This window comes from Paenibacillus sp. GbtcB18 (genome assembly GCF_019091125.1).
Lineage (GTDB): Bacteria > Bacillota > Bacilli > Paenibacillales > NBRC-103111 > Paenibacillus_F > Paenibacillus_F chitinolyticus.
This window is the reverse complement of sequence record NZ_JAGXJX010000002.1, coordinates 593,699-615,344: the sequence shown is the minus strand read 5'-3', so window position 1 is coordinate 615,344 and position 21,646 is coordinate 593,699. Positions and strand designations below refer to the sequence as shown.

Sequence of the window (21,646 nt, the reverse complement as noted above, 5' to 3'; positions counted from 1 at the left end):
CGCACCACACGCAAAAAAAGCCTGCCGCTCCCGGCAGGCTTTTTGCATGTGGGTCGCCCCAAGGAGCGGGCAGAGGAGGGGGCTATCGGCAGCAGAGACTCGCGGGGGCCTGCCCGGCGTCCCAAGCGTCAGGCATGCCGGGATATCCCCGGCAGCATAAGGCATGGGCTACGGGCGTATCGCATTCGCACGGGCATACGTCATTCGCATGCGGTACAGGCTTGAGCTGCGGGCACCCGCCACGGCCCAACGACTCACCGATCCGCCCACGACCCACTGGCCTATCGGCCCCACGGCCCGCCCGCCGCGCATTCCCGGCTCGGCAGCCGGATGCTGGCGACCGTGCCTTCGCCGGAAGTACTTTCCACCGTCAGCCCGTACGGTTCGCCGAAGTAGAACTAGATGCGGTCGTGCACGTTCTTGATCCCGATGCGCGGCTGTTGCAGTGTATCCGAAGGCTGCTTTAGCCGTTCGCGCAGCTTGACCAGCTCGCCGGCTTCCATACCCGCGCCGTCATCCCGGATCGTGATAGTCATCTCGTGCCCGGCAAGCAAGGAACCGATCTCCAGAAGCCACGGGCTGGATTTACGCTCCAGCCCGTGAACGAGGGCATTTTCGATCAGCGGTTGGAGCGAGAAGTGCATCACTTAGACGGATTCGCTTCCCGTTGCGAGATTTTCAACGTACCGGATTTTATCGCCGAACCGTATCTGATCGAACTCTTCCCGCAGGGAGATGGTCTCTTGCCGGTCTGAATATGAATTCGGAACAGCTTGCCGAGGATGCCGACCATTTCCGAAATGTCCCGCTGGCCGTTGATAATGGCTTTCATCTGGACCGTTTCAAGGGCGTTGGCGAGGAAATGGGGATTGATCTGGCTTTTAAGCGCCTCGTACTGGGCGATTTTCTGCTGGGCTTTGGGAAGAGCGCTCGATATAATTTTGTACAACAAACAAATACGCTGATCATGTGAGAAAAACATGATCAGCGTATTTGTCATTTTATTTAAGTATGACACCATATTTTTCGAATAGTTCCGTTGCCATGACTTTGGAGGAATCTTCGGGCATGTATATGAAGTCTAAATTATGATTGAAGGCAAAGCGCAGATCCTGGAAAAAGTTAATGACAAGAGCATTGCCGGAAGTTTCTGTAATGCTAATTTTAAATGCAGGTCCTATTGCGGTTTTGTCTTTTTTGTTACTAGTCAAAACTCCTGATTTACAAATCTTTACTAGGGACTTGATATCTTCTTGACTCATTTCTTTTTCTATTCCAGAAGCGTTAATAACTGCAGTCTTAATCATGTCTTCACTAGGAAAAGTTAACTCGTCTTTCTTTGTTTCTTGGCAACCAACAATTACAAATACAGTGAGCAATAGAAGAAATAGCTGCAGATATTTATAAATTTTCATATCGGACCCACTTTAATTTAGTTTTATTTGAAAATCATTACCGAATAAAGAGGGGACATAGGAGATTTTTGCGGCATAGGTAAAAGTTCCAACACCCGATATAACTCCTAACAATGTCTCTCCACTCCAAACAGTACCTCCGCTGTCACCGGGCTTAGCTAATGTTTCGCCTGATTTAAAGGAATCTAATTGAGCTACGTCTTTATACGTATATCCATCCGTATATTTTGCATCACGACTCACTGATCCAACCAATCCACACGTATAATCTGTGGTAATGCCTGCCTTACATATATTTTGGAATTCATAAAAATTGCCTGTAGAATTGAAGTTAGCATCATATCCACTTGTACCATTTTTCAGAACGTAATTTGACAATGTTCTTGCGGTGTCAGTAATTCTAACTAAGCCGAGATCGATGCCGTAACGGTCACCATGTGAGTTGCGCGCGTCAAAATGTTGTACACCCACAAAATTTTCCGACAAATTTTCGAATTGCCATACTGCCCCTCCGTTATTTTTGACACAATGACCAGCGGTAATTATGAACCGTACTCCATTTTTTGTGCCTGTAGCAGCAGTTGAGCAATCACCAGAACTTGAACTAATTCCTATACCCCCTCCCAGCGTGTTCCATTTTTTAAAACGTGCAGCAGAACCGGAAGGTTGCGGGATAACGAATTTTTCATCTATTTCAAATTCAATATCTTTACCGTATTTTAATTGAACTAATTTCTTTAAATTCTCCGGGAACTTTTGTGCGGTTAAAATGACCTTATTTTTTGAAGTGCTGATGCCCGTTGAAATAATTATGGCGCCTTGGGCTTCGTACACTGGCCATTGAAGTCTGATGTCTTCTTTAATAGTTTCTAAATCTTTATAAGAATTTTTTACTCTTACTACTTTAACTTTTGGCATTGTTTCTTTTAAGCTCGCTACAAAGTCATCTGAATTTTTATCCTGCTTGGCTAAAGCGATAACAAAAGTGGGTTCTGTTTCTTGGCTGTTTTCCAAATAAATAGATCCGTAATCTTCTTTTGCTTAGCATGTACATAAAATAATAACTATTGAACTGGAAAAAGAAAGAGAATAAACATATTAATTACAATTCTGGACTTTAGGTGTAGTTTTAATAGGTCAAAATATGACCCCGTAAAGTAAAGAGTAAGGGATCGTACTGCCAGCTTGCGGTCGTGAACTTTCCCGACCTTGGGGATCGAAAAAGCCGCGTCTTGTTTGCCAATCCGGCCAGATTTTGTTCACCCGCTTTAATCTGGACTGGGTTAAAAATCCGTAAGCCTGCCGTGGAGGTACGACCAGTTCATAAAAGCGGCTAAAGCCGTGACGGACCCCGGCAAGCAGGTTTACGGGCTACGGAACCTGGGTGTGGAACACGAAGAACGAAACGAAGATGAGATGGGCGCCCACACATCCATGTAGCCTGGAGTCCGGCGGTTGATTACAGCTATGCGGCGCTAAACCGTGGGCAGGGAAGCCGCGCACGCCGCTGCGGAAGAAGAACGGTTACGGCTGACCTCTGGCATGTACACCGTATTCTACCGAAAGACACCCTCCGGCCCGGTCTGAGGAACGAAGACGGGGAACCTGCTTCTCCGATCCGCAAAGTGGTGTTTCAAAATCCGTACAACCTTATTTGAAGAAGCCTGAACGAAGAGACTGCGATGAGTCATCATTGCAGTCTTTTTTTCGTCTATTTCGTCTAAGGAGTGAAGATTGTTTAGGAGGGAAAAGAAGGAAGCTGCCTCGGGCGGATCGAAAGTAAATACGACCCAATACAGAGAGCAGGTTAACCTGCCGGACTTACGGAGGACAAACGTGTGGACAAAATAGCGATCCTGTCAGACATTCACGGAAACATACCGGCGCTGGAAGCCGTGCTGGAGGATATCCGGCGCAAAGACATCTCGAGAATCTTTTGCCTGGGCGACCTGATCGGTAAAGGACCGCATGCCGATCAGGCGGTCGATCTGATTCGGAGCCACTGCGAAGAGGTAGTCAGCGGGAACTGGGACGATTTCATCACCCGGGAAACGGAGATCGAGGACCTGAAGTGGCATCAGAACGTGCTCGGGAAAGAACGACTGGAATACTTGGCGGGGCTGCCTTTTTCGCTCGAATTTTATATGAGCGGCAAATACGTCCGGCTGTTCCATGCCTCGCCCCGCAGCCTGTACGAGCGCGTGCAGCCGTGGGACGAGCCGGAGAAGCGGCTTTCCCTCTTCGAATCGTCGGAAAAATGCCGGGAGCGGATTCCCGCCGATATCGTCGGTTACGGCGATATCCATAACGCGTATCTCCAGCATTTGTACGGCAAAGTGCTGTTCAATGTAGGAAGCGTCGGAAATCCGCTCGATCTGACCCAGGCGTCCTACGTCGTTCTGGAGGGCAGCATCGATTGCCGGACGCCGGCCCCTCTTGAAATCCGGTTCGTAAGAGTTCCTTACGACATCGAGCGCTCAATCAGCCAGGCCGTGGAGTCGGGAATGCCGGCGCTGGATGCTTATATCAAAGAGCTTCGTACCGCGAGATACCGGGGCATCAAAGACTAGAATAAACAGGGGGAGCCTATGTTCTTCGATGATTATTTTTCGCTGAACGCGGTCGTCTGGCTGTTCCTCGCGGCGTTTATGATTCACGATTTCGAAGAAATCATTTTTGTGGAGTCTTGGATGAACAGAAACTACGAGAGGGTCCGGCCGTTAATCCCGAGAGCGGGACAAAAATGGTTCAAGGACATGTCGAACGTGAAATCCTCGCAGTTTGCCGTGGCCGTGTTTGTTGAATTTATTCTTTTTGTCCCGGTTACGTATTTGGCGGCCGAGAAGGGAATTTGGGCCTTGTTTATCGGGTTCAATGCGCTCCTGTTCGTACATGTATTTACCCATCTGGGACAGTCGATCCTGCTGAGATCCTACACACCGGGCGTGGTGACTGCCGTCGCCGTAAGCCTGCCCTATTCGGTTTATTTCTTTTACAGGCTGCTCCGGGACGGAGCGGCAACTTGGCAGGACCTGCTAACCTATGCGCCGCTGGGGCTGCTTTTGGTGCCGATCGTGCTGGCCGGGCACAAGCTCGGAAAGAAAGTCGTGCCGGATTAAGAACGGGATACGGCTTCAAGTAAGCTGCCGCCATCTCAAATCAAATGCCGGATCGAATAGGAGGAACGAAATGAGCAGTCCTATCCAAAATAAGATTCTCACCGTCTTTATCCCGGTAAGCGATATTGAACAAGCGGCGAGCTGGTACTGCAAAATACTGGGCCTCCCTGCGGACGGCGAAGTGCTGTTCGGCCACCTGTATATCCTGCCGATGCAGGGGGCGGGAATTGTGCTCGACAGTAAAATCTACTCGCCGGAGGCGGTATTTAAAGCGCCGGTGGTTCAGTTCGCGACAGACGATATCGAACAGTCCTATGCCTACATGAAAAGCCTTGGCGTCCGGCTGGTCACGGAAATCGAGAACGGGCACTGGTTTAACTTTACGGACCCGGACGGGAATCTGCTTATGGTATGCAAGTAAACGTAATCGGAACAGATTTCGTCCGAAAATCGCCGGTTACCGGCGGGGAAGATTGAGGAGAACCGCGACATGAAGAGATGGTCTGGAATCAGGAAAGCGAAAGTGGCGGACGTGTTGTTGGTTCTGACAATTTTAAGCTCTCCTTTTTTGTTTAGAGGACGGTTCGGGATGATGCTTTTTGGCATCATAGTCGTTCTTCTCCTGATCATCAGGAGGATTGATTTTAGCAAGCGCGTGAGGCTGCGAAAAACGCTGTGGGCGGGCTCGCTGCTGATCGCCCTTTCTTTTGCGGTCGTGGAATCGTTGGTGCTCTCGCAAATGGGCGCCAACGAAGCCGAATCCTCGGGAGCGGACACCGTCGTTATATTGGGATCGGGCCTGAAAGGATACGAAGTGTCGCTTACGCTTCAGCAGAGACTAGATGCGGGGCTCGCTTACGTTTCCGGGAAGAAAGACATCACCGTGGTCGTTTCGGGCGGTCAAGGCCCGGGCGAGAATGTGCCCGAAGCGGTGGCTATGAAGGACTACCTGGTGAAGAAGGGGATCGCGGAGAACCGGATTCTTCTCGAAAGCAGATCGACAAGCACCCTTGAGAATTTGAGGTTTACCAAAACCGTTTTGAAAGAAAAGGGCATCAACGAACCGAAGATTCTCATCGTCACAAGCGACTATCACATGTATCGGGCCAAGCTGCTGGCGAAACGGGAAGGTTATGAAGCGTACGGCCTTTCGAGCCCGTCACCGGCGCACCTCAAACCGATTAATATGATCCGGGAATACTTCGCCATGATCAAGACATGGGTAAGCTGATCCGGAGAAAGGAGGCGGGACAACAGGTGTTCGAAGTCAAAACAAAGAAGCTCGGTTTACGGCTGGATGAACGTATAATGGATACGAAGCCTTTGTTAAAGTCGATGAAATTCATCGTTGTCACGGAAAAAGGGAATCTTTATACGCTGGATACCGTATCGGATTCCATTGAACAGATTTGTTCCGTCCAGTGCCCGGAAATAAATTTCGAGGAACGCGTGACACTTGCGGTTTCCGTTCAAGAGGAATTCATTTCGGTCGTCAACACTTATGGGAAAAACGGAGTAATTGTGGACATAATACAAAAAAAGATTCTCCGTCCGTTTGAAAGAGACGACTATCATTTCGAACAGTCCATATTTCCCGCGGTTTTTCTGGAAGACAACAATCGGACCCTGTTTGTGCAGGGTACAAAATGGAACCGGCTGGACATTACCGATGTACGTACCGGAGAATCTGTAGTCCCCAGACCGGATCCTTATTGTAGTACCGATGAAGACGATTCTAGTGAAGCGGAGCATCGCCTGGATTATTTTCATGGACAACTGCTTGTATCGCCCGGGGGCGACTGGATAGCGGATAACGGCTGGATATGGCATCCTACCGGTTCCGTTACCGCGTGGAACGTTCAGAAATGGGTAAAGGAAAATGTTTGGGAATCGGAAGACGGGGAAAGCAGAACGACGCTTTGGTGGGGCAAGTACGACTGGAACGAGCCTATTTGCTGGATGGGGGAAACAAAAATCGGAATCATCGGACGTTACGATCCCGACTTCTTGGCGGAAGAGGAAGAAACGCCGCTTTCCGAAGATTATCTTATAAGAGTTATGGATGTCCGCGACGGGAAGGAGTCGATTTCCTTTAAGATTGCTTTTGGCGACCTGTATTATGATGACTATTTGTACTGCACATCCGCTGAGAGCGGCTTTAGAATTTACGATTCCGGTACGGGAGAAGAATTGTACGCCAATTCGGACTTATCCGCATCGGCCTATCATCCCGGAAGCAGACAATTTCTGAGTTTCATCGACCGGGAAATCACCGTTTTTTCGGTTACGAAACGTCGTTCTGAATAACACTTGCGGAGGTGCCAGTGAAATGACCTTAACGGGAATCACTCCTATTTTGCGCATATTCGATGAAAAGAAAGCCAAACAGTTTTATGTGGAATTTCTGGAGTTCACGGTGGATTGGGAACACCGGTTCGAGCCCGGCATGCCTTTATACGTGCAGATTTCCCGGGATGAAATCGTTCTTCACCTCAGCGAGCATCACGGAGATTGCAGCCCCGGGACGGCGCTCCGGATTGCGGTTTCCGGCGTAGAAGATTTGCAGAAGACGCTGATCGGCAAAAATTATCCCTACGCCAGGCCCGGGATCGTACGTACGCCCTGGGAAACAAAAGAATGCACGGTAACCGACCCTTTCGGGAATAAACTAATTTTCTTCGAATAAGTAAACAGGCCGCGCATTAAAAAACGTCCGGTTGCAGACCGGTCTTTTTTTGGTTATTATTTTACTTACCGGTAGGTAAAATAATAACCTGGAGGATTTTATTATGATGGTCGTGAAAAAAGAAGCGCGAGTTTTCGGGCTGGATTTGGCCCGGGCTTTATCCATCTTCGGGATGATTGTGGTGAACTACAAAATCGCGATGATGGCGGACGGAAGCGGGCCCTCGTGGCTGGCCGGATTCGCCGGCTTGTTCGAGGGGAGAGCCTCCGCGGTATTTGTCGTGCTGGCGGGGATCGGCATTTCCCTCATGACCCGGAAAGCTCGGCGGGGTGACGAGCCCGAGCTGGCAAAGCAGAAACTCGTCCTCCGCAAAAGGTCGGCGTATCTGCTTGCGCTCGGACTGTTTCTGCTGGCATTGGGATGGACGGCGGATATTTTGCACTACTATGCCTTGTTTTTGTTTGCGGCATCGTTTCTGATCCGTTCATCCGACCGCTTCCTTGCGGGTGCGGCCGTTACCGCCGCATTGGCGGGTCAATGCGCACAGCTCGCGCTGAATTATGGGGCGGGCTGGGATGCCGCTTTTCATGCCTACACCGATTTTTGGACGGTCGGCGGCTTTATCCGGAATCTGTTCTTTAACGGGTTCCATCCCGCGCTTCCCTGGTTTGCTTTTTTTCTGATGGGGATGCTAATCGGCCGTCTGGACCTTACCGATCCGTCTGTGCGCGCCAAGCTGGTGACCGTCTCCCTGATCGTGTTCGCCGCATGCGAACTGATCTCACGGCTCGCCATGAAACTGAGTTCTGCTGCCATTGGAGAAGCGGGGGGGCGCTATCTTTTTGAGACGAAGCCTATGCCGCCCAATTTGCTCTATATGATTTCCGCGACGAGCACGGCGGTGCTGGTAATCTTTGCGTGCATCTACGTGATGGAAAAATTGCCGGGAAGGCGTATGCTCACGGCTCTTGTCCATACCGGACAAATGGCGCTGAGCCACTATATATTGCACGTCGTCGCGGGCCTCGGACTTCTGGAGGCGCTTGGGGTGCTGGAAAACGGCTCCCTGCCTTTCTCCGTTGCGTATTCGATCGGTTATTTTGCCGCTGCGGTCGGGGCGAGTCTTCTTTGGAGGCGCAAATTTAAGAGAGGACCGCTGGAAGCCTTAATGAGAAAGCTGTAAGCGGTGAACGTACTTTTTGTTAGACGAAGGACGGAAGCGAATGTATAATTGTGGAAAAAGAATCGGGGAGACGAGTAAGAATGAATCCGTATATCCAGCCGAATTTGGTAACATCCGCGTTGTTGACGATCGACACGCAAAACGATTTCAGCCTGCCCGGAGCTCCGGCCGAAATTCCGGGTACGAGCGAGGTGCTGCCCGTCATGGGCCGCATCCTCGAACAATGCCGGGCCCATGGCATCCCGGTTATCCACGTGATCCGGATTTACGAACGGGACGGCTCCAATGCGGATCTGTGCCGCAAAGAAATGATCGAGGCCGGGGCGGCTATCGCAGCGCCGGGGACTTGGGGCGCGGATCTCGCGAATGCGATAAAACCGCCCCATGCGGAGGAGCTGCGGTTCGAGGCGCTGCTCGGCGGAGAGATCCAAGCGATCGGCGAGCGGGAGTGGGTCCTATACAAATCCCGCTGGGGAGCTTTTTATAACACGCGATTGGAAGATTTCCTGAAGGAGCGGGGCATCGACACCCTAATTTTCACGGGCTGTAATTTCCCAAACTGTCCCAGAACGAGCATGTACGAGGCGAGCGAGCGCGACTTTAAAGCGATCATGGTGGAAGATGCCGTTTCCGGCGTGTATGAGAAGGGGAAGGAGGAAATCCGAAATATCGGAATTTCGATTTATGATTCGGCTTCCTTAATCAAAGACATGAATCAAGCTTTCGCACAAAGTCAGGACCTTCCGACGGGGCGTTGAACATTCGAACTATAGTAAAAAAACAGGGCCATCCTTCCACAGATGGCCCTTCAGCTTGATTAGACTACCAGTTAAAACGATTGTATAATTGTGGGAAATAGGAAATAAAAAGCAGGATCAGCACCTTTATTGGCGTACGGCGACGAAACTTGCGGAAGACTGCTTTTAAAAGAAGAAAACATTCGATCTTAATCATTTAAATACTGAAATGTTCCGGTAAGCTTGCATAAAACAAATAACGGAACCACTAAGCTCAAACGAATTTTTCCGTCAGGAGGTTTAGGAATGAAAATCGCATTTATCGTGTTTGACGGGATCACTTTTCTGGATTTTATCGGCTTCTACGATGTGGTCAACCGGCTTCACCTATTCGATAAGACGAAAGGAACGACATGGGATATTTGTGCGCTTGCGCCGGAGGTAAAGGACGAGCAGGGCTTGACGATTCGTGCCGGCAATATAAAACCGGACCTGTCAGAATATGACTTGCTGTTTGTTCCGGGCGGTCTGGGGACGAGAAAGCTCAGGTTCCAAACGGAGTTCGTGGATTGGCTGAGGCAGGGACTGGAAGTCAAACACGTGGTTTCGGTGTGCACGGGTTCGCTTTTGCTTGGGGCGGCCGGATTTCTGGAGAACCGGAAAGCAACCACGCATCCGAAAGCCTATGAGCTGCTGGAACCGTACTGCAAGGAAGTGGTCCGGACCAGGATTGTCAAGGACGGCCATGTCGTCACGGGCGGAGGGGTATCGGCTTCCATTGATATAGGTCTCTATGTGGTCGAAATGCTCGCCGGGCGGGAAGCAGCGGATCAAGTGAAGGAACAGATCGACTACCCATACGAGCGAATCGGGATGGTAGAAGTTTAAGAAGGTGTTGTTTAAAGACCAGATTTAGACAACTGATTTTACAATTTTGTTAATAATATACAACGCAGTTATGCTACACTTATTTCTGGAATGTTTAAGGAAATGGTTATTTCAGAAAACCAAGGAGAAGGAGAGAAAAGGATGAAAAAGAAGTACATGACTCTATTGGGCGCATGCGGATTAGCCGCCGTGTTGGGGGCAACGAGTTACGCCTCCGGCGGAATAGAGAAAATCGAAGCTTATCTGAACCCGGATATCAAGTTTACGCTCAACAATGAAGCCTGGACCGCGAAGAACGGGGAAGGGAAAGCGCTGGCCCCGGTCATTATCGACGGCACTTCCTACGTTCCGGCCAAAGCGGTCGTGGAGGCGATGGGTGGACAAGTTCAATGGAACAATGATACGAAAACGATCGCGATCACATCTGTTCCCGGCAAAGAAACTCCTGTTCCTACACCGCAATCCGGCGAGACGGACAGAGACAAGCAGATCGCGCAAAAAATTGCCGAGATCAAAGAGAAACTGAAGCCGGGTCTGACCCGGGAAGAAGTGGCTGCCAGGCTCCAGGTAAAACTTGAAGATGCCACTGACAACGGCGATGTTGAAAACGGCAGCGATTCTTTCTCCAAAGTGTATTATTTCAAAGAGGCCGGATACGAGCGTCCCGAAGGAACACCGGACCACGTAATCGATTACGAAGGCTTGAACAACAAAAAGGTCGGAGCGAGTTTATTTATCGGCTGGAAAAAAGATAAGCTGCACTTTTATTCCATTTCCTACGTGAACCCGGCCGATAAGAAGGTACATTTATTTGTGGTGGGTCTCGACGGGACATCGGAAGACAGTCCTGCCGCCAACTAGAAGAGCTCGGCAGGCTCCGCAGGCTGTAGAGGACTACCGTTATGTGTGGTGCTCATCCTCTTTTGTTTATAAGGATTCCAACATCTGTATCTCTGAAAGAAACTCACAGCTTATGTTGTGAGTTTTTTTATTTTTGAAAGAAGAATAAAGAGGAGATTGAAGAAATAGAGATAAATGGTGTTATTTTACAAATGGTAAAAAGTGGAACGTAATCGCGTTCTATTAGTCTGAAATCTATTTAATACCTACCAAGATGGATATGCCGGCATTTAAATGCTGGCTATGCATACATTTAATTTATTTTGGGAGGGATTTGATGAGAAAATTTAAGAAGTCACTTCAGATTTTATCTCTAATGGTGGTAACAGCAGCAACAGTGGTAGTACCTGTCTCGCCATCCGGGGTACTGGCCCAATCTTCAGAGGCAGCCGTCACACAGCAAAGTAATCTTGTTGTTCAGCGAAATTTTGAAGTAAAAGCCCTTGGAGATATATGGGCGGAAGGCGAGCGTGAGCGTAGAGCGAAGGGGTATGCAGATGCCCGAAAAATATTTCAGCCAACAGGTCTATATGCAAAAGCCAATGAACAAATTGAGATTGAAGTCTCAGGTGACAAACCAATTACAGCGGTTATTGGGACACATCGTCATGATAAAGAGTGGGCGATCAGGTATCCGTTAAAAGCAGGTAAAAACATCATTTCCTCACCAAATGGCGGTTTGTTGTCTTTTGATAACAGCAACAATGAAGGTAGTATTCATGTAAATGTAGTGAGCGGGGGCAGTCCTGTTCCGTTCTTTGTATTAGGCAAGAATACAAAAGCGGATTGGCAGGCAATGATGAGTGCTTATCCTAATGCACCTTCTGTTGTTCTTCAATCAGAAAAAGCTCTCTTAGTCTTCACATATGCTTCTGCTAAAGACCATATCTTGAATCAAGATCCGGTTCCTGTTTTACAGACTTATGATAAGTTAATTGGAGCACAGGATAAAATCTCTGGATTATCAGATTCTGATTCTGATCCTAGACATCGTTTAGATAAACATTTGATTGGCTTTATTGAATCACCATTTGACACAGGATCGTATTATGCAATGGCAACTTGGGATGGGGCGATTATGCCTACAAGGAATGGGGCAAATGCGGATGCTTTAAACCTTACAAGAATGGGTTGGGGTCAGTATCATGAGGCAGGTCATTTGAGACAACAAGGACCTTGGACTTGGGGTGATTTGGGTGAGGTGACAGTAAATCTATATTCTATAGTTGCTAAGAAGGCCCTTAAACCTACTGAGCCTGCAAGGTCACAAGGCGAGTACTTAGCCGCTTTCACGTTTGTAGATCAGCCAACCAAGAATTTTAAAGACTCTGATTCAAAATTAGAAATGTTGTGGCAACTTAATCTTGCTTTTGGGGATAACTTCTACCCGGATTTACATCGCTTATATCGTGAGACGGCAATAACTGATCTGCCAACTACGGATGATCAGAAAAAACAGGCATTTATTCTAAACACTTCAAAAGTAGCTCACTATGACTTGACGCCTTTCTTTGATAAATGGGGTTTACCTGCAACAAATGAAACAAAAAATAAGATTAATTCATTGAATTTACCTCTTCTGACAGCACCGATTTGGTATGGGTCAGAGTATAACATCATTAAACCGACTGATGGAATAGATAAGGTAAAAGGTATTGGGGGTATCATTGCGGCAACAACGAACAGCCAAGAGACTTCAGGTGAAAATAATGCGGCAGCATATGCATTTGACGGAGATCCAAATACTTTGTGGCACAGCGAATGGAGTAAACCCAATCAGTTTCCTTACAACATTACAGCAAAGTACCTAAATCCCTCAACATTCACCAAACTAACCTATCTGCCGCGACAAACTCAAGAAAATGGCATTATTACAAAATATAGAATCCTAACTAGTCTTGATGGGGTATCCTTCACTGAGGTTGCCACAGGCACTTGGGCAAAAGATAAATCAGAGAAGACAGTAACTTTCCCACCCACGCTTGCTAAATATGTTCGACTTGAAGTACCTCAAGGTGGTGGAACAAATGGTTTTGCATCTGCAAGTGAAATTAAAATCTTTGAAACAGCGCAACCAGTTACAACGTATCTCAGCGATATGGATTGGTTTTCTGCCACAATAGGTTGGGGAACCATCCGAAAAGATCGTAGTGTTGATGGAAATACACTTAAGTTAAATGACAAGGCCTATACAAAAGGTTTGGGCACACATGCTAACAGTGAAATTGTCTACAAACTGGATGGGAAGTACACATCCTTTTCCGCGCTAGTTGGGGTAGATAGTGAGGTAGGTTCTTTAAGTGCAGTGGAGTTCCAAGTTCTTGTAGACAATCAAGTTGTATTCTCTAGCGGTAAAATGAATAAAACTACAGAGGCAAAAGAGGTAAACGTTAATCTTTCCGGAAAGAATGAGCTAAAACTTAAAGTAACAGATGGTGGAGATGGTGTTGATAATGACCACGCCGATTGGGTAAATGCTCGTCTTATCAAATAGTATAGTAAAGTTAAAGCGCGTTAAAAAGAGAGGGGTCATTCCCTCTCTTTAGTTTTAGGAATGATTGACAAACTGAACGCTGGGGCGGTATACATTCTAAAGAATTGATAAATTGTGGGGTCAAATCGTATCCCGATTTTTGAAACTGGTTTAGAATGGGATAGAATTCCAATAAGCCCTGCAAATAGGGTGTACCTAAGGTGAGAACATTGAAAAAAACGGTTATTTTTATCGTCGCTCTTGTAGTCGTTATGGCTACATCCGCTTCGGCTTACGCGCATCCCGGAAGATTGGACAAAAACGGGGGCCACAACTGCTCCGCGAAATCTAAACAAAAAGGGTTATGCAGCGGGTATCATTACCACAAAAAGAAATAGCAGGCCCATTTGTGTAGAAACCTAACCGGTTTCCGTGAAGGCCAACCCATTAAGTAAGCAACGAAAAGAAACCAAACAAGCCGGCACCGTAAAGGGGCCGGCTTGTTTGGTTAGACTGCCGAGACTATCACGACAGTATGAGCGCTCTTCCAATGGAAGAGCGCTCGCGTGTGTATTACTCGTAGTTTTGAATGGTGCCGGATACCGGAAAATACTTTCCGCTCGTAATGTGCAACTTGAACTTGCAGTTGGATGGCATTGCCACAAGTTCATCAATTGAACCGCCGTCAGCCGGGATATAGAGAGCAGGGCCATATGTAATCTCCGATCCTGAACAAGCTTGTTCATAGAAGCCCCAGCCACCGCCGGATGAATTAAATTTTATTCTGCCGAATTGACCTTGACCGTTAATATATGAGGTTTTGGCGTCATATCCTCCGCTCGTGGCGTAAGCGGTACTTTCTTCGTTGGCTGCATATGCAGTGGTTGCAGTCATAACTAAGATCAATGCAGTAAGTCCGTAGATACGAAATACTTTTTTCATAAAAAAACCTCCTAATGGGATATTATTGGAATACGATTAAATTTTACATATATTAGGATATTTCTTCAATGAGTCTAATTATCCATTTTATGGGTTTGAAAATTTCTCGAAAAATACCATAAAAGCGCTTGGAGCTTTGTCAACAATGTTTCTCGTCAGCCTGAAGACCATCAAATGAAGGGCCTCTTTTATTGAAAACAATATTAATAATTCCGGATAAAACCTTGGCCAGTATTGCCGCCGGCGTCTAATGTTAATTTATATTCACAAGAGGAATTCATATAGATGGAAGCTTCACCATCTGAACTTGGAAGTGTGATACCGTGATAAAGAGTTTTCTTTTCAAACCAGTCTGGTTTTCCGCATCTCTCCCAAACGGTGCCATGTACCCCGGTGTTGCCTTCCCATAGTAATACACCTACTTTGCCGTAAGCATCTCGTCCGGAAATAATTTTGCTTACCGCATATTGGTTAGGCTGATAGTTCCTAAATGTGTCAGAATCTTTTGCAGGCAAAGCGAATGCGAATGAAGCGGCACTTGTGGTAGTGAGGCAGAGAGCGAAGAACGAAGAGAGCAGTTTCTTTTTCATGGTAAAACCTCCTAATAGGAATTTAGATTACAAGTTTAGTATAAGGGGAATTAATTTCCAAAACAATACAAAACAGTAAAAATTAAACAAAAAATTAAACGAGATTTAAACTTCCTCTCAAACTAAAAAGCTTCTCCGCGTGGAGAGCGACAATGTTCCTAGTTGCCGCAATCGTTTTGTTATATGATCGGAGCATCAATCAAGCAAGAGGCTGAAAAGTCCGGGAAGGAGATGAACCGTGGACAACGAACAGAGTCTTGAACTTCACCGCAGCGATGCATTTTCTCCGCTGAATCAATATGTGCTTGGCGTGCAGGAAAAGATTGCGGCATCGGCCGCCGCCGTCTATGTGCTGCATCGCGGAACCGTCGTTAACGAATGGTACTCGGGCACACACGGCTTCTCTCCAGGCAGTCGTGCGGTCGGGCCGGATTCCCGATTTAATGTCGCTTCGGTAAGAAAAACCTTCCTGGGCTTCGCTGTCTCTCTGGCCCTTTACGAGGGACGGATCGGCGGCCTGGATGATCCGGTTTCGGACTATTTGGCCGATCCCGACGGCGCCTTGCTGGCGGGCACGACGATCCGGCATCTGCTCACCCACACGCACGGTCTTGCGAGTCCGCAAAAGCGGGTATTTCCTCCGGGGACAGGCTGGGCCTACAACAATGTGGGCGTCAATCTGCTGATCCGCATGATCGGAGAAGTGTTCGAAAAGCCTCTTGCGCAGCTATTGAACGAAAAGGTATTCCGTCCCGGCGGATTCACGGAAACGGGTTGGCGCAAACACCAAACGGACGGACTCGTTTGGCTGAATGAAGCTTATTCAAGTGAAGAAGGCACAGACATAAACCTGTTCGTCAGCGCCAGAGAGCTGGCTTCCTGGGGGCAGCTTCATCTGTCCAAGGGCATGTGGAACGGGATACAGCTGATCCCTCGTCCGGTATGGGAGCAGACCGCCAAAATCATCAGTCCGGAAGGGCTCGGGGATGCTCTGCCGCGAAACGGATTTTTCTGGTTCGTGCAGGACCGGCCGCGATCCTTGACGGAACTGGGGCACGAGCTTCCTGCGGGTTCGTATCAATCTCTCGGAAGTACGGGCTGTGCCTGTCTCGTTATTCCCGAGAAGGAAGCCGTCGCGGTTCGGATGTATAACCAGACAGGACCGAATCCGGGCGGCTACAGCTACCTGGATGACATACGGACGTTCGGAAACACCGTATATGGCTGCCTGAATGATATGAACCTGCAGGCAGACCGATCTCCGTAAATTTTAATCCGCTTCCGCCCAGTCCCCGGCATTCGTCCCGGCATACAGTATAGGAGCCTACTTAAGGAAGAGGAGTGAATGCAGCATGGGATTTTTCTTCCCTCAAGGATCGTTTACACAGCCGCAAGGAAGTCAGGGGACTCAAGACGTCCAGAGATCGTTCGGTACGCCGGGACCGTTCTTTCCGTCACCGGGAGGCGGACCGGGTCAAGGGCCGTTCTTCCCGTTTCCGGGACAGCAGGGGCCGGGCATGCCGCCTCCTCCGGGATTCCCGGGGGGCAGCACCGGCCAGCAGGCGCCGACGGCGCCCCCTCCGCAGTTCGAGCCGCAGGTGGCTCCCTTTGCGGTTGACCCGGGCGGCATCGTCGGCTGTCTGTTCCGCAACACGTTCATCTGGTTGAACGACGGCACGCGGTTCTGGTACTTCCCGACTTTTGTCGGCCGCACTTCGATAGCCGGCTTCCGGTGGACGGGATTCAGTTGGATCTTTTTTGGAATCGATCTGCGGCGGATCAGCTCGTACACTTGTTTCTAAAACTAAGCGGGCCGCTCAGACTATAGGTACAATGGAGAAGGATATGCGAACTTTTACCGGTTCGGATATCCTTTTTTTTATGATCCGGAAAGAGGAAGGCGAATGTGCACATCGAAGGTATATAAGACATATATGGAAGGGACATACAGAAGAACCGATGGAAAGGGAGAACAGTCATGAATGAAAAGATTCCCTTGTCCGCTATTCTGTCCGCTTACCCGGTCCGCGAACCGTCCATACGGTTTATCCGGCACAACGAAAACATGACCTACCGGGTAACGGACGGCACCACGGGGCAATCGTACCTGCTCCGGATACATAAACCGGTTACGGACAAGCTGCACGGCCTGCAGCATTCCCGGGAAGGGCTGCATGCGGAAATGCAGTGGCTGGCGGATCTTGGCGCCGCTGCGGAAGTGCGGGTGCAGAAACCGGTCGCAAGCCATGAGGGCGAGTGGGTAACGTCTGTGAACCTTGATGCGGAATCCGAAACCCAGGCCGAAGCCCGATCCGGCATTTTTTGTACCCTTCTCGAATGGATCGAAGGCCGGGATGTCGGGCAGGGAGAGTCATTTTCGCGCGAGACGGTTAACGGGCTCGGCCGGCAGCTTGGTGCGATGCACCGCTTCTCGCAAACATACCCCGGGGCTGCCATAATGAAGAGACCCCGGTATGCGGGTGCGGAACAGAATGAGGAGATGCTTGCGCGGATCCGGTCGGGGCTGTCCATGGACCTTTTCAGGGAAGAGGATCTTGAGATCGTCGGGCGAACGTTTACGCGCATAGCGGACAAGCTTGAACGGCACAGCCGGTCCGAAAGTTCCTGGGGACTGATTCACGCCGATATTAATAAAGGCAATCTGATCGTGACGGATCAGGGCTTGTCGCTCATTGATTTCTGTCTGTTCGGACACGGGTATTACGGATATGATCTGGCGGGCTGCGCGCTCACCATGAAAACGGAATTAAGGGATTCCGTGCTGGAGGGTTACTCGCTTGTCCGGCCCGGCGCCGTTACGGAGCGGCTCGATCTGTTGGAAGGGTTTATGCTTCTGTCGATTTTCGGTTTTTATTCGTTTCACCTGCATAATCCCGACAAGCATCCGTGGATGAAAGAGAGGATGCCCGCTTTTTGCAAAAACTACTGCGTTCCTTTTCTAGAGGACCGTAGCCTTTTTTATACCATGTAGAACAACGGACATACGCATGCATCACGCCTAAATATACGGCCTTAGGCCGCAAGGAGGTTCACGACTATGACACATGGAGTGACGATTCATGAGCTGGAATCAATGGACGCGGGCGTTCTGAACGATTTGACCGAGCTGCTGATCCGGGTAGTGGAGGATGGAGCTTCGATCGGATTTTTGCCGCCGGTAAGCTGGGAGGACGCGAATACTTACTGGAAAAAAGTGATAGAGCCCGGCGTATTGGCCTGGAACGCCGTATGCGACGGCAAAATCGTCGGGACTGTCCAGCTTCACTTGGCGATGAAAAGAAATGCCACGCACCGGGCGGAAGTCGTCAAGCTGATGGTTCATCCCGAATACCGCAGAAAGGGCGTCGCTCATATGCTGATGCAGGCTTTGGAGAAAACGGCGGCGGAAGAGGGAAGGTCGCTTCTGGTGCTGGATACCCGTGAAGGGGACGCGTCCAACAAGCTGTACAAGTCTTTCGGGTATGTGGAGGCGGGCCGCATCCCGCATTTCGCCAAATCGTCGGACGGAAGCCTGCACACGACGATCTTTTATTACAAGCTGATCTAGGAGACGCCTACATGACCGAACATGATGCTTTTGTAACAATCAGCGGGGACGTGGTCTACAGACAAGCGGTTGTCTCCGACGCTCCCGGTATGGCCCGGCTGTCCGCTCAGCTTGGCTATCCCGCCGGCGAAAACCGGCTTGCGGAGAGGCTCGGTCACATCCTGACTCTGCCCGATCACGTCATCCTCACGGCGGAATACGAAGGAGGGGTCATCGGCTGGATTCACGCCCATGCCCGCTGTCTGCTTGAGTCCGAGCCCTTCGCCGAAATCGCGGGATTAATCGTGGACCGCAAATTTAGGGGGCAGGGGATCGGGCGGACACTCGTAAAACGATGCGGGGAGTGGACAAGCTCCGCCTCGCTCGGCAGGCTGCGCGTCAGGATGAACGTAAACCGGCAGGAGGCGGTTTCGTTCTATGAGCAAATGGGATTCGAGCCGGTCAAAACCCAGCGCGTTTTCGATAAAAGCATCCGGCCCCGGCTTAAATAGCCGGCTTGTTCAAACCACAACCGGGAGGAAGAGAACCATGACTAAGCTGGAAGAAGCCGTCCGGCTGAGAGAAGCGGGACGGCATGCGGAAGCGAAGACTTTGCTGCTGGATCTTGTCCGGGAAGAGCCGCTCGTTCCGTCCAATTGGTACCAGTGCGCCTGGATTCATGACGCCATGGGACTGGAAAAGGAAGCCGCGCCTTTCTACGCGAAGGCGCTGGAGCTTGGCCTCGCGGACGAGGAGAGACGGGGCGCCTGGCTCGGTCTCGGCAGCACTTACCGGACGCTGGGCGAATACGAATCGGCCCGGACGTGCTTTCGTCAGGCAATCCGGGAATACCCGGAAGCCCGGGAATTTCAGGTTTTTTACGCGATGACGCTGTATAACCTGGGGGAACACGCGCAGGCCATGGAGCTTATGCTCCGTCAGTTGGGCGAAACGAGCGGGGACGAAGGAATCGCTTCTTACAAAAAAGCCATTCTTTTTTATGCCGACAAATTAGATCGGGTTTGGAAGTGAATCGCTGATTGAAATAGAAGAAGCATACAACAGAAAGAAGTTGGCAGCTTGGCGAACAACGTGATCAATAGCGTTCTTGTTGTCGTGCTGGCCATCGTTTCTTTTTTTACCGGGGAAGTCGTCACGTTCATTATGCTCGGGTTTATTCTGATGAGCCTGATCACGATTACGGCCTATTTGCGCAAAATATACGAGACGCTGAGCCGCATGGCTTCGGAGAAGGACCGGCCACCCGGACCACCCGGGGAATAAAAGGCGCGAGCCCCGACATCGGACCGTTCCTGCGGAATTATAGGCGGCAGCGAAACAAATGCCGCAGATTTGCGTACGATCCTAGTACAGGTGCACGGCTGCCGATTTGTCAAACATTTGATCAAGCCGGAGTTCAAAAAGGAGTGAGTTCATGCTTATAAAACCGCCGCTTGAGGAATATCCGGCGTACTACGAAACGTACGTTAAGCTGGTTCAGGAGGGCAATCTTGCCGAAATTCTAGTCGAACAGCTTCAAACCACGACCGAATTGATACAGTCCCTTACGGAAGAAACCGGGGACCACAAGTACGCTCCGGGCAAGTGGAGCATCAAGGAAGTATTGGGCCACGTGGCCGATACGGAACGGATCATGGCCTACCGCATGCTCTGCATCGCGAGAGGGGATCAGACGCCGCTTCCGGGTTATGACGAGAATGAGTATATGGCCGGGGCGTCTTTCGCGGCAAGCGGCCTGTCCGACATTCTCAAGGATTACTCCGCCGTCCGCTGCTCCACGCTTACATTACTGCGCGGCATTACGGAGGAAGCCTGGCTCCGGACCGGAACGGCCAATAACGGCCTCATGTCCGCCAGAGCGCTCGCCGCGATCATAGCCGGACACGAGCGGCATCATATTCACATTATTCAAGAGAGATACCTGAATACCGTGTAAGCTTACCCGCGGCAGGATTACTTCATCGCACGAATGAAGGGCTTCCGGGCAAAGACCAGACGACTAAACCTAAGACAAGGCCGGTTTTCTCGTCTTTTTTTATTCCCGGCAAGTAGGATGAAAGGTATAGGCCGGAAGCGCGGGATGACTCATGAATACGACGAACAGAAGGAGGCGGCGAAATGTACAGCATCAAATCGCCGGGAGGTTCCCTTTTTCCTTATTACTATAAAGGGGGCGAGATTCACTGCTTAAAGTACGGAAGCTTCTTCCAAGACGAAGTGCGACTGTTCAGGCTGATGCTGGAGGAAGAACAGTTTATCGGGCAGAGGAGCCAGGAACTGAGAATTTGGGTCGATTTCTATGAAACGCGGCTGAGCGATGACGTTATCGCGGCTTTTGTTGACCATGTCGGCCGTCTTAACGCGCATATTTACAAGCTGACCCTCGTGGGCTGTTCCTTCGGAAGCAAGCTCAAATTAAAGAAAAGGCTGAACAGGCTCGATCCGCCGCTAAAACGCCCTGTCTCGTTTTTCAGCGATCCCGAGGTTGCGAAGACATGGCTGGTCCGGGAAGGATAGTTTTTTCGAATGATGAAAGGAAGCGGTACCATGACGACAATCGGATTTATAAGGCACGGGAGCACACATTGGAACAAAGAAGGAAGAGCGCAGGGAAGCTCGGATATTCCGCTCGATGAAGACGGGCTGGCCGAAGCGGCAAAGCTGGCGGAACGGATCGGGTCGGAGAAGTGGGACTTTATATATTCGAGCCATTTACTCCGCGCCAAGCAGACGGCGGACAGAATCGGCGGCCGGGCCGGAATTCCGGTGTGGAGCGATGAAAGAATCCGTGAAGCGGGCGGGGGAGAAATCGAGGGGACGACCGAACAGGAACGTATCGCGAAGTGGGGTGCGGGCTGGAGAGAGCTTGATTTGGGCATAGAAAAGCCGGAAAGCGTCATAGCCCGGGGCCGCTCTTTTCTGGATGAGGTTTTGAGCAGGCACAAGGGGAAGCGGATACTGATCGTCAGCCACGGCTCTTTTATCCGGACGATGCTGAACCATTTGCTGCCGGGTTCCGAGTACGACGGACATTTAACGAACACATCGGTCACGACTTTAGTTCTGGAAGACCGTGACTGGACTTGCGGATTATACAACTGTACGAAGCATCTGGAATAAAGAGGACAGAAGCAATGGATACCGA

General features: G+C 49.9%; 28 protein-coding genes. 22 read left to right on the top strand and 6 right to left on the bottom strand.

Translation table 11 applies throughout. The features are described from left to right. Window positions 1-398 precede the first annotated feature (398 nt). From KVT34_RS08110 to KVT34_RS08095, 4 genes are read right to left on the bottom strand one after another with little or no spacing between them, the layout of a single operon-like run. The gene (locus KVT34_RS08110) at window positions 399-647 is read right to left on the bottom strand and encodes a sensor histidine kinase (RefSeq protein WP_217558074.1); all 249 of its coding nucleotides are present in this window, start codon (window positions 645-647) and stop codon (window positions 399-401) included. After that, window positions 644-949 (bottom strand): sensor histidine kinase, encoded by a 306-nt coding sequence (locus KVT34_RS08105; RefSeq protein WP_217558073.1) that lies wholly within the window; start codon window positions 947-949, stop codon window positions 644-646. The genes KVT34_RS08110 and KVT34_RS08105 overlap by 4 nt, the downstream gene beginning before the upstream one ends. Before the next feature lie 52 nt (window positions 950-1,001). Further along, window positions 1,002-1,415 carry a hypothetical protein gene (locus KVT34_RS08100; protein ID WP_217558072.1) on the bottom strand — a complete coding sequence of 138 codons (414 nt, stop codon included), beginning with the start codon at window positions 1,413-1,415 and terminating at the stop codon, window positions 1,002-1,004. 12 nt (window positions 1,416-1,427) lie between these two features. Beyond that, complete coding sequence (locus KVT34_RS08095) at window positions 1,428-2,429, bottom strand: S1 family peptidase (RefSeq protein WP_217558070.1); 1,002 nt, start codon at window positions 2,427-2,429, stop codon at window positions 1,428-1,430. 824 nt (window positions 2,430-3,253) lie between these two features. On the opposite strand from KVT34_RS08095, the gene KVT34_RS08090 reads away from it, so the two are divergent. The 12 genes from KVT34_RS08090 (at window position 3,254) to KVT34_RS08035 (ending at window position 13,799) form a co-directional block, all read left to right on the top strand. Continuing rightward, the gene (locus tag KVT34_RS08090; protein WP_217558069.1) at window positions 3,254-3,985 is read left to right on the top strand and encodes a metallophosphoesterase family protein; all 732 of its coding nucleotides are present in this window, start codon (window positions 3,254-3,256) and stop codon (window positions 3,983-3,985) included. An 18-nt stretch (window positions 3,986-4,003) separates the two neighbouring features. Next, entirely contained in the window at window positions 4,004-4,534 is a 531-nt protein-coding gene (locus tag KVT34_RS08085) for an HXXEE domain-containing protein (RefSeq protein ID WP_217558068.1), read from the top strand. Window positions 4,535-4,604: 70 nt separating this feature from the next. After that, a complete protein-coding gene (locus KVT34_RS08080) occupies window positions 4,605-4,955 on the top strand; it encodes a VOC family protein (protein ID WP_217558067.1) in 351 nt (116 codons plus the stop codon). A 69-nt stretch (window positions 4,956-5,024) separates the two neighbouring features. After that, a complete protein-coding gene (locus tag KVT34_RS08075) occupies window positions 5,025-5,765 on the top strand; it encodes a YdcF family protein (protein ID WP_217558066.1) in 741 nt (246 codons plus the stop codon). Window positions 5,766-5,791: 26 nt separating this feature from the next. Beyond that, on the top strand, window positions 5,792-6,841 hold the full coding sequence (locus KVT34_RS08070; RefSeq protein ID WP_217558065.1) for a hypothetical protein: 1,050 nt from the start codon (window positions 5,792-5,794) through the stop codon (window positions 6,839-6,841). A gap of 22 nt (window positions 6,842-6,863) precedes the next feature. Beyond that, a complete protein-coding gene (locus KVT34_RS08065) occupies window positions 6,864-7,220 on the top strand; it encodes a glyoxalase superfamily protein (protein WP_217558064.1) in 357 nt (118 codons plus the stop codon). Window positions 7,221-7,323: 103 nt separating this feature from the next. After that, window positions 7,324-8,403 carry a DUF418 domain-containing protein gene (locus tag KVT34_RS08060; RefSeq protein WP_217558062.1) on the top strand — a complete coding sequence of 360 codons (1,080 nt, stop codon included), beginning with the start codon at window positions 7,324-7,326 and terminating at the stop codon, window positions 8,401-8,403. A gap of 80 nt (window positions 8,404-8,483) precedes the next feature. Continuing rightward, window positions 8,484-9,161 (top strand): cysteine hydrolase family protein, encoded by a 678-nt coding sequence (locus KVT34_RS08055; protein ID WP_217558061.1) that lies wholly within the window; start codon window positions 8,484-8,486, stop codon window positions 9,159-9,161. Window positions 9,162-9,446: 285 nt separating this feature from the next. Then, on the top strand, window positions 9,447-10,028 hold the full coding sequence (locus KVT34_RS08050; RefSeq protein ID WP_217558060.1) for a DJ-1/PfpI family protein: 582 nt from the start codon (window positions 9,447-9,449) through the stop codon (window positions 10,026-10,028). Between the two features lie 141 nt (window positions 10,029-10,169). Beyond that, window positions 10,170-10,889, top strand: a complete 720-nt coding sequence (locus KVT34_RS08045) for a stalk domain-containing protein (protein WP_217558059.1) — start codon at window positions 10,170-10,172, stop codon at window positions 10,887-10,889. A 316-nt stretch (window positions 10,890-11,205) separates the two neighbouring features. Continuing rightward, window positions 11,206-13,422 (top strand): NPCBM/NEW2 domain-containing protein, encoded by a 2,217-nt coding sequence (locus tag KVT34_RS08040; RefSeq protein ID WP_217558058.1) that lies wholly within the window; start codon window positions 11,206-11,208, stop codon window positions 13,420-13,422. 200 nt (window positions 13,423-13,622) lie between these two features. Beyond that, entirely contained in the window at window positions 13,623-13,799 is a 177-nt protein-coding gene (locus KVT34_RS08035) for a YHYH domain-containing protein (RefSeq protein ID WP_309244072.1), read from the top strand. A gap of 175 nt (window positions 13,800-13,974) precedes the next feature. Here the strand turns inward: KVT34_RS08035 and KVT34_RS08030 are convergent, their stop codons facing one another. Further along, a complete protein-coding gene (locus KVT34_RS08030) occupies window positions 13,975-14,343 on the bottom strand; it encodes a hypothetical protein (RefSeq protein ID WP_217558056.1) in 369 nt (122 codons plus the stop codon). A 203-nt stretch (window positions 14,344-14,546) separates the two neighbouring features. Beyond that, entirely contained in the window at window positions 14,547-14,933 is a 387-nt protein-coding gene (locus tag KVT34_RS08025; RefSeq protein ID WP_217558055.1) for a hypothetical protein, read from the bottom strand. A 238-nt stretch (window positions 14,934-15,171) separates the two neighbouring features. On the opposite strand from KVT34_RS08025, the gene KVT34_RS08020 reads away from it, so the two are divergent. The 10 genes from KVT34_RS08020 (at window position 15,172) to KVT34_RS07975 (ending at window position 21,621) form a co-directional block, all read left to right on the top strand. Then, window positions 15,172-16,200 (top strand): serine hydrolase domain-containing protein, encoded by a 1,029-nt coding sequence (locus KVT34_RS08020; protein WP_217558054.1) that lies wholly within the window; start codon window positions 15,172-15,174, stop codon window positions 16,198-16,200. An 85-nt stretch (window positions 16,201-16,285) separates the two neighbouring features. Beyond that, on the top strand, window positions 16,286-16,735 hold the full coding sequence (locus KVT34_RS08015) for a transporter (protein WP_217558053.1): 450 nt from the start codon (window positions 16,286-16,288) through the stop codon (window positions 16,733-16,735). 176 nt (window positions 16,736-16,911) lie between these two features. Beyond that, window positions 16,912-17,925, top strand: a complete 1,014-nt coding sequence (locus KVT34_RS08010) for a phosphotransferase enzyme family protein (RefSeq protein ID WP_217558052.1) — start codon at window positions 16,912-16,914, stop codon at window positions 17,923-17,925. 66 nt (window positions 17,926-17,991) lie between these two features. After that, entirely contained in the window at window positions 17,992-18,501 is a 510-nt protein-coding gene (locus KVT34_RS08005; protein ID WP_217558051.1) for a GNAT family N-acetyltransferase, read from the top strand. Window positions 18,502-18,512: 11 nt separating this feature from the next. Further along, complete coding sequence (locus tag KVT34_RS08000; RefSeq protein ID WP_217558050.1) at window positions 18,513-18,992, top strand: GNAT family N-acetyltransferase; 480 nt, start codon at window positions 18,513-18,515, stop codon at window positions 18,990-18,992. 37 nt (window positions 18,993-19,029) lie between these two features. Next, complete coding sequence (locus tag KVT34_RS07995) at window positions 19,030-19,512, top strand: tetratricopeptide repeat protein (protein WP_217558049.1); 483 nt, start codon at window positions 19,030-19,032, stop codon at window positions 19,510-19,512. Between the two features lie 48 nt (window positions 19,513-19,560). Further along, the gene (locus tag KVT34_RS07990; protein ID WP_217558048.1) at window positions 19,561-19,764 is read left to right on the top strand and encodes a hypothetical protein; all 204 of its coding nucleotides are present in this window, start codon (window positions 19,561-19,563) and stop codon (window positions 19,762-19,764) included. 151 nt (window positions 19,765-19,915) lie between these two features. Further along, a complete protein-coding gene (locus KVT34_RS07985; protein ID WP_217558046.1) occupies window positions 19,916-20,437 on the top strand; it encodes a DinB family protein in 522 nt (173 codons plus the stop codon). A 182-nt stretch (window positions 20,438-20,619) separates the two neighbouring features. Next, complete coding sequence (locus KVT34_RS07980; RefSeq protein WP_217558045.1) at window positions 20,620-21,018, top strand: hypothetical protein; 399 nt, start codon at window positions 20,620-20,622, stop codon at window positions 21,016-21,018. A 30-nt stretch (window positions 21,019-21,048) separates the two neighbouring features. Continuing rightward, the gene (locus tag KVT34_RS07975; RefSeq protein ID WP_217558044.1) at window positions 21,049-21,621 is read left to right on the top strand and encodes a histidine phosphatase family protein; all 573 of its coding nucleotides are present in this window, start codon (window positions 21,049-21,051) and stop codon (window positions 21,619-21,621) included. Window positions 21,622-21,646 lie beyond the last annotated feature (25 nt).

Coding starts and splice junctions, on each gene's coding strand:
- KVT34_RS08100 (WP_217558072.1), bottom strand. CDS start 1,415: ATGAAAATTTATAAATATCTGCAGCTATTTCTTCTATTGCTCACTGTA.
- KVT34_RS08085 (WP_217558068.1), top strand. CDS start 4,004: ATGTTCTTCGATGATTATTTTTCGCTGAACGCGGTCGTCTGGCTGTTC.
- KVT34_RS08080 (WP_217558067.1), top strand. CDS start 4,605: ATGAGCAGTCCTATCCAAAATAAGATTCTCACCGTCTTTATCCCGGTA.
- KVT34_RS08075 (WP_217558066.1), top strand. CDS start 5,025: ATGAAGAGATGGTCTGGAATCAGGAAAGCGAAAGTGGCGGACGTGTTG.
- KVT34_RS08065 (WP_217558064.1), top strand. CDS start 6,864: ATGACCTTAACGGGAATCACTCCTATTTTGCGCATATTCGATGAAAAG.
- KVT34_RS08060 (WP_217558062.1), top strand. CDS start 7,324: ATGATGGTCGTGAAAAAAGAAGCGCGAGTTTTCGGGCTGGATTTGGCC.
- KVT34_RS08055 (WP_217558061.1), top strand. CDS start 8,484: ATGAATCCGTATATCCAGCCGAATTTGGTAACATCCGCGTTGTTGACG.
- KVT34_RS08050 (WP_217558060.1), top strand. CDS start 9,447: ATGAAAATCGCATTTATCGTGTTTGACGGGATCACTTTTCTGGATTTT.
- KVT34_RS08045 (WP_217558059.1), top strand. CDS start 10,170: ATGAAAAAGAAGTACATGACTCTATTGGGCGCATGCGGATTAGCCGCC.
- KVT34_RS08040 (WP_217558058.1), top strand. CDS start 11,206: ATGAGAAAATTTAAGAAGTCACTTCAGATTTTATCTCTAATGGTGGTA.
- KVT34_RS08030 (WP_217558056.1), bottom strand. CDS start 14,343: ATGAAAAAAGTATTTCGTATCTACGGACTTACTGCATTGATCTTAGTT.
- KVT34_RS08025 (WP_217558055.1), bottom strand. CDS start 14,933: ATGAAAAAGAAACTGCTCTCTTCGTTCTTCGCTCTCTGCCTCACTACC.
- KVT34_RS08015 (WP_217558053.1), top strand. CDS start 16,286: ATGGGATTTTTCTTCCCTCAAGGATCGTTTACACAGCCGCAAGGAAGT.
- KVT34_RS08010 (WP_217558052.1), top strand. CDS start 16,912: ATGAATGAAAAGATTCCCTTGTCCGCTATTCTGTCCGCTTACCCGGTC.
- KVT34_RS08005 (WP_217558051.1), top strand. CDS start 17,992: ATGACACATGGAGTGACGATTCATGAGCTGGAATCAATGGACGCGGGC.
- KVT34_RS08000 (WP_217558050.1), top strand. CDS start 18,513: ATGACCGAACATGATGCTTTTGTAACAATCAGCGGGGACGTGGTCTAC.
- KVT34_RS07995 (WP_217558049.1), top strand. CDS start 19,030: ATGACTAAGCTGGAAGAAGCCGTCCGGCTGAGAGAAGCGGGACGGCAT.
- KVT34_RS07985 (WP_217558046.1), top strand. CDS start 19,916: ATGCTTATAAAACCGCCGCTTGAGGAATATCCGGCGTACTACGAAACG.
- KVT34_RS07980 (WP_217558045.1), top strand. CDS start 20,620: ATGTACAGCATCAAATCGCCGGGAGGTTCCCTTTTTCCTTATTACTAT.
- KVT34_RS07975 (WP_217558044.1), top strand. CDS start 21,049: ATGACGACAATCGGATTTATAAGGCACGGGAGCACACATTGGAACAAA.